The sequence below is a fragment of the Thiorhodococcus minor genome (assembly GCF_010820565.1).
Taxonomy (GTDB): Bacteria; Pseudomonadota; Gammaproteobacteria; order Chromatiales; family Chromatiaceae; genus Thiorhodococcus; species Thiorhodococcus minor.
This window is the reverse complement of sequence record NZ_JAAIJQ010000045.1, coordinates 1-11,909: the sequence shown is the minus strand read 5'-3', so window position 1 is coordinate 11,909 and position 11,909 is coordinate 1. Positions and strand designations below refer to the sequence as shown.

The window sequence follows — 11,909 nt, the reverse complement described above, 5'->3', positions numbered from 1 at the left end:
CCACGTCGAGTGCCTCGCATTAGCCCCCTTGACGAGCGACCAGCGGCTCTCGGGTGCCCCGCGGCCGCAGCAGCTTTTCCAGCCCCATGACTCCGTAGATGACAAGCCCCACGGCGAGTAAGGCGAGCCAGTATCCGGCGGAGATGGGCGCGGTATGAAATAAGCGATTCATGATGGGCAGGTAGGTGAAGGCGAGCTGCACCAGGGCCATGGCGGCAATGCCGGCCCATATCCAGGGGTTGCTGAACACCCCGATGCGGAACATGGACCAGCGCAGGGAGCGGCAGTTGAGCAGGTAAAATGCCTGGCCTACCGCGAACACGTTGACTGCCACGGTGCGCGCCTGCTCGACACTGGCGCCGTGGTACAGGGCCCACTCGAAGAGACCGAAGGCCCCCGCGAGCAGCATCAGCGCGACCAGTAGGATACGCTGCAGCAGCACGGCGTCGAGGATGGACGCCCCCGGGGGCCGTGGAGCACGGTCCATGAGAGCCGGCTCCTTGGGCTCGAAGGCCAGAGTCAGCCCCAGGAGGACAGCGGTGGTCATGTTGATCCAGAGGGCCTGTACCGGCAGCACCGGGAGCGGCTGCGCGAGCAGCACCGCCACCAGGATGACTAGCCCCTGCCCGGCGTTGGTGGGGAGGATCCAGGTGATGAACTTGGTGAGGTTGTCGAACACACCACGGCCTTCCTCGACCGCGGCCTCGATGGTGGCGAAGTTGTCGTCGGTCAGCACCATGTCGGCCGCCTCCTTGGCGACCTCTGTCCCAGTCAGCCCCATGCTCACCCCGATGTCCGCCTGGCGCAGCGCCGGGGCGTCGTTGACCCCGTCGCCGGTCATGGCGACCACAGCGCCGCGGGCCTGGATCGCCTCCACCAGGCGCAGTTTCTGCTCGGGAGTGACGCGGGCGAAGACAGCGGTCTGCTCGGCGGCCCGGATCAGGTCGTCGTCGTGCAGCTCGGCAAGCTCGCGCCCGCTGAGGGCCGCCGGCAGGGTCCCGTCGTCCGCACGCTCGCCGAGTCCGATCTGTCCCGCGATGGCGGCGGCGGTGAGGGCGTGGTCGCCGGTGATCATCTTCACGGAGACGCCCGCCCGGCGGCAGGCCGCGACGGCCCGCACCGCTTCTTCCCGAGGCGGGTCGATCATGCCCTGCAGGCCGAGGAAGGTGAGCCGGTCCGTCAGATCCGGGTGGTCGATACCACTGCGTCCCGCGCCATCCATGCGGGCGAAGGCCAGCACCCGCAGGCCACGGGCGGCCAAGGCCTCGACCCGGGCACGCACCGCCTCAGGGTCGAGCGGAATCACCGTGCCGTCCCGATCGATGGCGCCGTCACACCGGGACAACAGGGACTCCACGGATCCCTTGAGGTACACCATGGGGCGCGCGCCCCCATGGAGCGTGGCCATGTACTGGTGCTCGGATTCGAAGGGCACCGCGTCCAGGCGCGGGGCGCTGCCGTGCTCCTCGGCGGCGGCCAGCCCCACCTTGGCGGCCGCGGTCAGCAGGGCCCCTTCGGTGGGATCCCCTTCGATCCGCCAGGCATCGCCGTCCTCCCGCAGCACCGCGTCGTTGCACAGGAGCCCCGCCCTGAGCAGCTCCGTCAGCGCCGGTCGCCCAGCGGGCTCGACCCGGGCGCCGTCCGCCGTGAGCCCCCCCTCCGGCGCATAGCCCACGCCGCTCAGTGCGTACTCGTCGGCCCCCGCCCACAGGCGCTGGACGGTCATCTCGTTGCGGGTCAGGGTGCCGGTCTTGTCCGAGCAGATGACGCTCGTGCTGCCCAGGGTCTCCACCGCGGGCAGGCGGCGGATGACGGCGTGCCGACGGGCCATGCGCGCCACCCCGATCGCGAGCGTGATGGTGAGCACTGCCGGCAGTCCCTCCGGAATCATGGCCACGGCCAACGCCACCGCCGCCATGAACATGTCGATCCAGGACTCCCCATGTAGCAGACCGATGACGAAGGTGAGCGCCGCGAGCGCCAAGATGCCGAAGAGCAGCAGACGGCTAAAGCGGGCGATCTGTCGCGTGAGCGGGGTCTCCAGCGGGTCCACGCGAGCGATGAGCTCGGAGATGCGTCCCACCTCGGTGTTGTCACCCGTGGCGGCGACGAGTCCGGCGGCGGTACCGAAGGTGACGAAGGTGGAGGAATAGGCCATGTTGGCCCGGTCCGCCAGGGGGGTGTCGCGGTCCATCACCCCCGCCCGCTTCTCCACCGGCACCGACTCGCCGGTCAGCGCCGACTCGTCCACCTTGAGGCTGCGCACCCGCAGCAGGCGCAGGTCGGCGGGTACCTTGTCCCCGGAGGCGAGCAGAACCATGTCGCCGGGCACCAGCTCCCGGGCGTCCACGCGGCGGCGCTCGCCGCCGCGCATCACCGTGGCCTCTGTCGTGAGGGAGCGCGACAGGGCGTCCAGGGCGCTGGCGGCCTTGCTCTCCTGCACGAAGCCGATGACGGCGTTGAGCAGCACCACACCGAAGATCACCCCGGCGTCGACATAGCCGCCTAGAGCCAGCTTCACCAGGATCGCGGCGAGCAGGACGTAGACCAGGGCCTGGTTGAACTGATCCAGGAAGCGCAGCAGCGGCCCCCGGCCCTTGCGCGGCGTAAGGGCATTGGGACCAAAGCGCCTTTGCCGCTCCTCGGCCTCGAGCCGGTCGAGCCCGCGCTCGGCGTCCGCGTCAAGGAGATCGACCGCCTCCGCGTCGGGGAGGTGGTGCCAGTGCCTATCCATCAGGTCCTGCATTGGAGTACCTCGGGGAGCATGCGAGGGTGCCGCCAGCAGTCCAGGCGAGCGCGCCAGGTCACGACATCGGTGCGCGGGCGCGGGAATGCGCGCGATGGATCAGGTCGCGGACAGCGGGCCCTCGGAGTGGCTATTCTTTAATGCGGGAGATGTTGTGCCAATCGGGAAGATTCAACTCGCCGTTCCCCGGGGATGCCCGAGGAAGGCCCAGCGCCGGGGCGGATAGCCCCCTGGCTTGGCATCATCCGAGCGTCACTCAGCCCGCGCAGCGCCATGTCACTTGAGCCCTTTGCCGAGATTGCACTCCTGCTGGCGATGACCGCCGTGGCGGGAATGATCGCAATCCGGCTGCGCCAGCCGGTGCTGATCGCCTATCTCGTGGTCGGCATCGCGGTCGGGCCGGCGGGACTCGCGCTGGTGCAGGCCCACGACGAGATCGACCTGCTGGCCCAGGTCGGGATCGCCGTGCTGCTGTTTCTGGTCGGGCTCAAGCTGGACCTCGGCAATGTCCGCCACATCGGGGCCGTCGCGCTGGCCACGGGTCTGGGCCAGCTCGCCTTCACCATCCTGTTCGGCTTCGCACTGATCCTGCTGCTCGGCAAGGGCTGGGTCGAGGCGCTCTATGTCGCGGTGGCGCTGACGTTCTCCAGCACCATCATCATCGTCAAGCTGCTCTCGGACAAGCGCGAGCTGGACTCCCTGCACGGGCGCATCGCGATCGGCTTCCTGATCGTGCAGGACATCGCCGTGGTGTTGGCGATGATGTCCATGAGCGCCCTCGGCAGCGGCAGCGAGGGCGGCGCCTGGCAAGTCGCCGTCGAGCTGATCGGGCGGATTGCCGCGGCCGCCGGGCTGCTTTATCTCATGATGCGCTGGGTCCTGCCATGGCTGACACGGAGCATGGCCCGCTCGCTCGAGCTGCTCCTGGTCTTCGCGATCGCCTGGGGCACGGGTCTCGCGGCACTCGGTGAGTGGGCCGGCTTCTCCAAAGAAGCGGGTGCCTTCCTAGCTGGTTTCTCGCTCGCCTCCACAGGCTACCGCGAGGCCATCAGCGCACGGCTGACGGGGACTCGGGATTTCCTCCTGTTGTTCTTCTTCATCGATCTCGGTGCGCGGCTCGACCTCTCGACCCTGGGCACCGAGATCTGGCCGGCCCTGGTGCTCTCGGGCTTCGTGCTCATCGGCAATCCGCTGATCGTGATGGTGATCATGGGCTATATGGGCTACCGCAAGCGAACCGGCTTCCTGGCCGGTCTCACCGTCGCCCAGATCAGCGAGTTCTCGATCGTCTTCGTGGCCATGGGCATCTCGCTCGGCCAGGTCGGCGTCGAGGCCCTGGGTCTGACCACGCTCGTGGGACTGATCACCATCACCCTGAGCACCTACATGATCCTGGGCTCCCACGGCCTTTACGAGCGCCTGGCCCCGCTGCTATACCCATTCGAGCGGCGGCGTCCCTATCGAGAGCTGGCCGTGGAGCAGCAAGCCGCCCCGAGGGAGCGGCCCGAGGTCCTTGTTTTCGGGCTCGGGCGCTACGGCAAGCGCCTGGCGCGGCGCCTGCGGTCCAACGGCCTCGAGGTGCTTGGCGTGGACTTCGATCCGGATCTGGTGCGCACCTTGGCGCAGGCGGATCTGCCCGTGCGGTTCGGCGATGGGGCGGATCCGGCCTTCCTGGACAGCCTGCCCCTGGCCGGCGCGGGGTGGGTCATCAGCACCCTGCCGGATATCGGCTCCAACCGTGCCCTGCTGCACGCCTTGTGCGAGCGCCGTTTCGGCGGTGAAATCGTCGTGGTCGCCCGCGATGAGGCCCATGGCTCCGCACTCTGGCAGGCCGGAGTGCCCGTCGTGCTCTACCCCTTCCTCGACGCCGTGGACTTCGCGGCCGAGAATCTGGTGAAGGCAATCGGCTCGGCTCGTGCGCACAGAGACGATGCGTAGGAGGCAGATGTCTCCAGCTGACGGCAGCGCTTGCGGTCACGTCCCATGCCTCCTCGGTCCGCATAAGGCTAGCCCCCGAGGGGCGCGTTACGGGTTGAGTCGCTCCACGCCTCAACGGAGGGAATCAGGATGAAACGGTTCAAGAGCATGCTCTACGTCGTCGAGACGGGAAAACGATGCACGTCCGTCCTGCGGCGAGCGGTCGCGCTAGCGGAGACCAACCAGGCCAATCTGACGCTCGTCGACGTGGTCCCTCAGGTCCCGGCCGGCATCGGCATGCCGCGGGGCGGCCCGCTCTCGGCCGACCTGCAGACGGCGTTGCGCACTGAGCATGCACAAGCCCTCGACGCCCTGGCCGAGCCCTACCGGCAGAGGGCCGAGATCCAATGCAAGGTGCTGGTAGGCACGCCCTATCTGGAGGTGATCCGCGAGGTATTGCGCGAGGGGCACGATCTGGTCATCAAGGCCCCCGAGGATCCGAGCTGGCTGGCCCTACTGTTCGGCAGTAACGACATGCACCTGCTGCGCAAGTGTCCTTGTCCGATCTGTATCACCAAGTGCGACGCGCCGACGGCCTTTCGGCGCATCCTTGCCGCGGTCGATCTCGCCGATGACGACCCCACCGAGGGATCGAGAGCGCACCGATCGCTGAGCCATCAGATCTTGGAGGTCGCGGCCTGGATGGCGCTGACGGAGCTCGCCGAGCTGCACCTGGTAACGGTGTGGGAGGCGATCGGGGAGGGAGTCATGCGTAGCGCGTCCATCAATGTGCAGGCGCAAGAGGTCTTCGCCTACGTCGAAGCGGTGAGGCGCCAGCACGAGGCCGGTCTGGACGCACTCCTGCACGCGCTGGAAGACACGCTTGGCCCAGAAGCGCTCACCTTGCTGAAACCTCGGAAGCACCTGATCAGGGGCGCGCCGAGCAAAGAGATTCCGGCCCAGGCCAAGCGGCTCGAGGCCGATCTCGTCGTCATGGGAACCGTCGGCCGCAGCGGCATTCCCGGCCTCCTCATCGGCAACACGGCGGAGACGATTCTCTATCAGCTCGATTGCTCCGTGCTCGCGATCAAGCCGCCGGGCTTCGTCTCGCCTGTCTCGATCGAGCCCAGTCCTCAGACTTCGCCCCCGACGCCAGGGCCAACCTGAGATCGTCGCGCCGATGCACGCATCATGGCGCGGGGCTCGTCAGATATTCGCGCTCGGCGATCAAGCGCGCCCAGGACAGCGGGCTGAGCTCGGCCGTCGCGAAGATGCCGGCCGCCAGGGTGGCGGCCGCGGTGACCAGGGGCGGCAACAGCAGCAGTCGAGAGGTCTCGCGCCAAGCGCGTCTTGGAATCCGCTCGTCCGGCCAGGGAGTGGATGCGGGCCGGAGCCAGGCCCGCCACAGGATGGGCAGGAAGTAGGCGGCATTCAGCAGACTCGACGTCCACAAGACCCAGACCGCCCACTCCATGCCTGCGGCGCTGGCACCGTCGGAGAGCCACGCCTTGCTGACCGCGCCGGCGGTCAGGGGCGCGCCCATCATGCCGAGTGCGCCGATGGAGAAGGCGACGGTGGTGAGCGGCATGCGCCGTCCCGCGCCGTTCATCTCGCTGACCTTGTGGATGCCCAGGGTCTCGGCGTAGTTGCCGGCACAGAAGAAGAGGGTGATCTTCATGATGCCCTGGTGCACCAGGTGCACCAGGCCGCCGACCGTGCCGATGGGGCCGAACAGGGCCACGCCGAGGGCGATGTAGGACACTTGGCTGACGGTGGAGAACGCCAGCCGCCGCTTCAGATCGTCTTGGAACAGGGCGCGCAGGCTGCCCCAGAGAATGGTGACGGCGGCGACCAGGGCCAGCGGCCACAGCAGGCTCAGCGACTGGGCGAATTCGATCCCATAGACCTCGTAGACGATGCGCACGATGCCGAAGGCGCCGGCCTTGACCACGGCCACGGCATGCAGCAGCGCCGAGACGGGCGCGGGGGCCACCATCGCCTGCGGCAGCCAGCCGTGCAGCGGGACGATGGCGGCCTTGACGCCGACGCCGACGATCAGCAGCACGAAGATGATCTGCAGCTGCGCGGCGTACTCCGAGCCGAGTGCCGCGACGACGCCGGTGTGCGCGAACTCGGTATGCCCGAGCAGGTGGTGCAGCCAGACGATACCTGTCAGCAGGACCGTGCCGCCGATCAGGGTATAGGCGAGATAGAGGGTGCCTGCGCGCAGCGCCTGGCTGGTCTCGCGGTGCACCACCAGGGGGAAGGTCGACAGCGTCAGCAGCTCGTAGAAGACGAAGAAGGTGAAGAGGTTCGCCGCCATGGCGATGCCCATGGTGGCGGTGACGCAGAGGCTGAAGAAGCCGAAGAAGCGGCTGCGGTGCGGCGCACGCTCGAGGTACCCGATGGCATAGAGCGTCGTCAGCAGCCAGAGCACGGCCGAGAGGCTGATGAACAGCAGTCCCAGGGCATCGGCCTTGAAGGCGAGGTCCAGACCGGGTAGGACGGCGAAGCGCACACCATAGGTCTCGCCCGCGCGCACCCCGGCGAGCAACAGCAAGACCAGCACCAGCTTGGCTAGGGCGCCGAGCAGGTTGAGCGTCGTGCGCGTGGCGACCCGGTCTTCGGGCAGGGCGAAGATCACCAGGCCAGGCACCAGCGAGGAGGCCAGCACGGCCAGGGGCAGCCATTCGCTGGCGCTCATGCCCCCGCTCCCAGCAGCCGCATCAGCTCCACGCCGCGCAACCCCAAGAGGACGCTGGCGGCGGCGAGCACGAAGGCGCTCCACTCCAGCGTCCGCGGCACGGCGGGGACTGGTCCGCGCTCGGCGACATCGGCGCCGGAGACCAGGAATGCCTGGCGCAGCACGCGAAAGACATAGAGGGCCGCCAGCAGACCGCCGGCCAGCGCCACCACCGCGATGATCCAGTAGCCCTGCGCCAGTGCCGCCTCGATGATCTGCCACTTGGCCAAGAACCCCGAGGACGGCGGCAGGCCCATCAGGGTCATGCCTGCCAGGCCGAAGGCGAACAGGGTGACCGGCAGGCGATCGACAGCTCCCGCCAGACCGGCCACGGTGTCCTGACCGGTCGCCCTGATCATCACCCCGGCGGCGGCGAACATGCCGGCCTTGGCCAGACCGTGGGCGAAGACCTGCATCACGCCGGCCTGCAGCGCCGCCGGCTGCGCAAGCAGCGGAAAGATCAGGAAGAGATACCCCAGCTGAGCCACTGTGGAATAGGCGATCAGGCGCTTGAGCTTAACCGCCCGAATCGCCCGATAGGATCCCCAGAAGATCGCCAGCGCGCCGAGCAGCGCTGCGAGCCAGGCGGCGGCAGCGGGCAGCAGGGGCTCCAGGGGGCCGATCCATAGCCGCAGGATGAGGTAGAAGGAGGCCTTCACCACCAGCGCGGACAGCAGTGCGGAGACCGGGGCCGGGGCGCTGCCGTGGGCCGGGGGCAGCCAGAAATGGAAAGGGAAAAGCGCGGTCTTGAGCAGCAGGCCGACCAACATCAAGCCGGCGGCGAGCCATACCAGGCGCGGCGCCTCGGCGGCGATCAGCGGCGTCAGCGTGGCGATGGAGACCGTGCCGTAGGCACCGTAGATCAAGGCAACGCCAAGCAGATAGGCGCCGGAGCCGACCAGGCTGACGAAGAGGTAGCGCAAGGCTGCGGCCAGCTGCTGGGCGCCGCCGCCCGCGGCCACGATGCCGACGGAAGCCAGCCCGACCAGCTCCAAGGTCACGTACAGATTGAACAGATCGGCAGAGACGAACAAGGCGTTGAGACCGGCGATCAGGAAGCCCATCAGCGGCCAGAACCAGGCGCCGGCCGGGTCGCCGGCCTTGAAATAGGCGCGTGCGTAGACCGCCAGCGGCAGCGCGACCATTTGCGTCAGGATCAGCATCGCGGCCGAGAGGCCGTCGGCCGCCAGGTCGATGCCCAGCGGAGCCCCCCACCCGCCGACCGCATGGTGGGCTGCCATCTCGCTTGCGCCCACGGGGGGCGTGGCACCGTCTGCGAGGATGGTCCCTGCGAGCTCGACCGCCAGCCAAAGCTGCAGGCTCACCCCAGCCAGCGCCGCCCAGGCCCCGCGCCCCGATCCGAGCACGAAGGCCAGCGTCGCCCAACCCAACGGCAGCACGACGAGCCAGGCCAAGGGGTCGAGCCAGGCAAGGCGATCGAGGGAAACGAGGGGGGCGAGCCAGTCCAGGGCGTCAGTCACCGTCGTCCTCCGGGAGCTGCAGACGGCCCGTGAGGGCGTGCAGCCTGCGCACGAGGGCCAGCGCCAGGGCCGTTGCGGCAACGGCGACGACGATGCCAGTCAGCACCATCGCGTGGGGCACCGGGTCCGGCAGGTCGCCGCGCTGCGCGAGGCCCACCAGCACCAGAAAGGCACCGCTGCCCATCAGATTGAAGGCGAGGATGCGGCGCGGCAGCTGCGCGATCAGCACCACGCCCGCCACGCCGAGTGCGAACAGGGCGACGCCCACCAGCGCGAACAGGAGGCCGCTCGTCATGGTGCTTATCTCAGGTCCCGCGAGAGGAACAGGAAGAAACCGGCGAGGATCAGCCCGAGCGAGACCGTCAGGCCGGCCTCGATCAGCATGATCAGCTCGCCCGCCCAGGCCGGCGGGAAGCCTAGCAGCGCGCCCTGCGTCAGCAGCGCCGCGGCGACGGCGAGGAAAAGGGCGAAACCGCCCGCCAGCCCGAGCCGCAGGCGCAGCCGTGGCGAGTCCCAGCCCCGCGTCAGGCCGACGAGGTGCAGCAGGACCGCCGCGGCCGCGAGCACCGCGCCGGCCTGGAAGGCGCCACCGGGCAGAAAGGCGCCGGCCCAGAGGAGATAGACCGCCACCAGAATCATCAGCGGGGCGGCCAACCGCGCGGAGGCTTGCAGCATCGGATGTGCCGCCTTCGGCGCCGCCGAGCCCGCCGCGCCGCCGGCGGCCAAAATCCCCAGCAGGGCCAGCAGCAGCACGGCGATCTCGAGCAGGGTGTCATAGCCGCGGTAGTTGAGCAGGACGGCGGTCACCGGGTGGCTCACGCCAGTGTCGGTCAGATGGTCCGTCACCGGAGCGCGCAGGTCCAGAGCGGCCGGACCCAGCTCGAGCATGGCGCCGATCGCCGCGGCGACAAAGACCAGGGCAAGCCAAACGACGACGAAGGTCTTCGCGAGTGCCTTCATGATGCTTTCCGCCGTCGCTTGCGCTGGCGTAGGGCGCCATAGGCGTCCAGGAGCAAGGCCCCGGTCAAGCCGGCGCCGATGGCCGCCTCGGCCAGGGCGATGTCGGGTGCCGAGAGCCGAATCCAGGCAATGGTCATCAAGAGACCAAAGGCGATGAAGAGGATGATGGCGCGATCCAGCCGCGGCGTGCTCAGGGTGCGCCAGGCGCTCCAAAGCAAAGCACAGGCCAGCAGCAGGTCGAAGGCGAGACCAAGAGTCATGGCGCATCCCCTTGGCGCCAGGGACGGATACCGAGCGTCTGGGCGCGCCGCGCGATGGCGAATCCAACCCCGGCACTGGCCGTCAGCACCAGCGGCCAAATCAATAGCAGCTTCATGGCCACGGCGAGACTGTCCGCTCGCAGCGCGAGCCCGAGCAGCACGCAGCCAAGCCCCAGATTGTCCGCCTTGGCGAGGGCGTGCAAACGGCTGTAGACATCGGGAAAGCGCAGCAGACCCAGGGTGCCGGCGAAGAAGAAGGCGGCACCGACGACGAGCAGCAGGGCACTGAGCCAGTCAATCGCTGACATGGTGCCGCGCACGCCAGGCGCGCTTCGCGAAGGCGATACCGCCGATGGCGGCCAACAGGGCCAGGACCAGCGCAACGTCCACCGCCGCCGCCCCAGCGCCGGCCGCAGCCAGCAGTGCCAGGATACCCGTGCCCGTAGTCCCGAACAGCAAGGCCATCAGCATGCGATCGGCCGAGGTCGGTCCGCGCGCGGCGGCGACCAGCGCAACGACGAGATTCGCAAGCAGAAACAGGGCAATGGCGAGTGCGAGCGTGGTCATCCAGTCCTCCTGAGCATGCGGGCGATGGCCGCTTCCAACGCCCGCGCCTCGGCGACGACCGGCAGCCGCTCATCGAGCACATGCAGGCGCAAGGTCTTGCGGGACAGCTCGACGCCGAGCGTCCCAGGCATCAAAGTCAAGGTGTTCACCAGCAGGATGCGCGGCCACCCCGGCGGCAGACGCACGGCAAGCTCGATCAGTCCCGGGCGCAAGGCGCGGCGGCCGCGCATTGCCATGGCCGCGACCTGCATGCCGCCGCGGATCGAGCTCCAGAGAAAGAAGCCGAGAAAGGCGAGGAGCCCGGCCGGACGGATGCGCCTTCGCCCCGGGGGCGCCAGCGTCAGGCTGGTCCAGGTCGCGGCGACGACGGCGAGCGCGCCCAGCGCCCAGCCGTCGTGACGTCCTTCGACCAGCACCCACCAGAGCAGCATGAAAGCGACGCCACGCAAGACGAGCGCGCGCCAAGTCTCAGATCTCACACTCGCGCCCCCTCACCGAGAAAGTCTTGCCGCCAGCGTTGCGCGTCCCACTCAGTCCTCGCGAGATCGGGCATCGCGAACGGGACGATGCCCATACTGGCCGCAGCGTCGGGGGCGTTGATCTAGAGCCCATTTTCATGGCCGCGTTTCTTAACACGGACGAGGGCGAGCAGCAACGCAAGGTGGCGGAGCCCGTTCAAACTAAGATACGCGATTTTCCGTGCCGGCATCCGTGCCGAGTCAGAACAGCAGGCGTTCGAGGAAATTGATCCGGCGCTTGCTCTCGGTGCCGGCGAACGAGCGAAGAAGTCGTTACCAATCTGTGTGACCTAGCCGTTACGCCCCTGGCAGCGCCCGCCCGAGCCATCGACGGTGATGAAGGAGGTGACGTCCGCCACACTGCGAGCAATTGATCCTTCTCCGCGAGGAATACCTCGTCGTGCCCGCTGAGCAGGGCGTCAATCTGCCCCACCAAGAGGTCGATGCCCCCTGCAGCGCTTCATGCGCGCGTTCGCGATCAATCAGGCGGACATCGCCGCCAAGCCGTGGGGCTCGCCCACCAGGATGCAGCGCTCTGCCGCGCTGCGGGCGGCCCGCACACGCGACTCCAGGTGCAGGAGGACGTGCTGACCGATCTTGCGCACGTCCGCGGCGCGCTCGCGCAGATAGGGGTCGTCCGTCTCCTCGAACACCTGTGCATGACGGGCGATGGTCGCGCGCCAGGCGCCCGGCGCCCAATTCCCGGATCGGATGCCC

12 protein-coding genes are annotated in these 11,909 nt (G+C 68.6%); 2 read left to right on the top strand and 10 right to left on the bottom strand.

Going from position 1 to position 11,909, the window contains the following annotated elements:
* Positions 1-19: 19 nt before the first annotated feature.
* Positions 20-2,746: a cation-transporting P-type ATPase gene (locus G3446_RS15295; RefSeq protein WP_164453699.1), complete on the bottom strand. Its 2,727-nt coding sequence runs from the start codon at positions 2,744-2,746 to the stop codon at positions 20-22.
* A 273-nt stretch (positions 2,747-3,019) separates the two neighbouring features.
* On the opposite strand from G3446_RS15295, the gene G3446_RS15290 reads away from it, so the two are divergent.
* Together G3446_RS15290 and G3446_RS15285 are read left to right on the top strand one after the other, a co-directional pair.
* On the top strand, positions 3,020-4,684 hold the full coding sequence (locus G3446_RS15290; RefSeq protein ID WP_164453698.1) for a cation:proton antiporter: 1,665 nt from the start codon (positions 3,020-3,022) through the stop codon (positions 4,682-4,684).
* Positions 4,685-4,813: 129 nt separating this feature from the next.
* Positions 4,814-5,830, top strand: a complete 1,017-nt coding sequence (locus G3446_RS15285; protein ID WP_164453697.1) for a universal stress protein — start codon at positions 4,814-4,816, stop codon at positions 5,828-5,830.
* 22 nt (positions 5,831-5,852) lie between these two features.
* Here G3446_RS15285 and G3446_RS15280 read toward each other — a convergent pair whose 3' ends face one another.
* The 9 genes from G3446_RS15280 to G3446_RS15240 form a co-directional block, all read right to left on the bottom strand.
* Positions 5,853-7,367: a complex I subunit 5 family protein gene (locus G3446_RS15280; protein WP_164453696.1), complete on the bottom strand. Its 1,515-nt coding sequence runs from the start codon at positions 7,365-7,367 to the stop codon at positions 5,853-5,855.
* Positions 7,364-8,887, bottom strand: a complete 1,524-nt coding sequence (locus G3446_RS15275) for a complex I subunit 5 family protein (RefSeq protein WP_342450127.1) — start codon at positions 8,885-8,887, stop codon at positions 7,364-7,366. Before G3446_RS15275 ends, G3446_RS15280 begins: the two co-directional genes overlap by 4 nt.
* Positions 8,880-9,182 (bottom strand): NADH-quinone oxidoreductase subunit K, encoded by a 303-nt coding sequence (locus tag G3446_RS15270; RefSeq protein WP_164453695.1) that lies wholly within the window; start codon positions 9,180-9,182, stop codon positions 8,880-8,882. The genes G3446_RS15275 and G3446_RS15270 overlap by 8 nt, the downstream gene beginning before the upstream one ends.
* A 5-nt stretch (positions 9,183-9,187) precedes the next feature.
* The gene (locus G3446_RS15265) at positions 9,188-9,847 is read right to left on the bottom strand and encodes an MnhB domain-containing protein (RefSeq protein WP_164453694.1); all 660 of its coding nucleotides are present in this window, start codon (positions 9,845-9,847) and stop codon (positions 9,188-9,190) included.
* Positions 9,844-10,107: a Na(+)/H(+) antiporter subunit B gene (locus G3446_RS15260; protein ID WP_164453693.1), complete on the bottom strand. Its 264-nt coding sequence runs from the start codon at positions 10,105-10,107 to the stop codon at positions 9,844-9,846. Before G3446_RS15260 ends, G3446_RS15265 begins: the two co-directional genes overlap by 4 nt.
* A complete protein-coding gene (gene mnhG, locus G3446_RS15255; protein WP_164453692.1) occupies positions 10,104-10,415 on the bottom strand; it encodes a monovalent cation/H(+) antiporter subunit G in 312 nt (103 codons plus the stop codon). Before mnhG ends, G3446_RS15260 begins: the two co-directional genes overlap by 4 nt.
* Positions 10,402-10,674 carry a monovalent cation/H+ antiporter complex subunit F gene (locus tag G3446_RS15250; protein ID WP_164453691.1) on the bottom strand — a complete coding sequence of 91 codons (273 nt, stop codon included), beginning with the start codon at positions 10,672-10,674 and terminating at the stop codon, positions 10,402-10,404. The genes mnhG and G3446_RS15250 overlap by 14 nt, the downstream gene beginning before the upstream one ends.
* Positions 10,671-11,153, bottom strand: a complete 483-nt coding sequence (locus tag G3446_RS15245) for a Na+/H+ antiporter subunit E (protein ID WP_164453690.1) — start codon at positions 11,151-11,153, stop codon at positions 10,671-10,673. The genes G3446_RS15250 and G3446_RS15245 overlap by 4 nt, the downstream gene beginning before the upstream one ends.
* Positions 11,154-11,674: 521 nt before the next feature.
* On the bottom strand, positions 11,675-11,909 hold a 235-nt coding region (locus G3446_RS15240; RefSeq protein ID WP_164453689.1), incomplete at its 5' end, for a phosphoenolpyruvate-utilizing N-terminal domain-containing protein.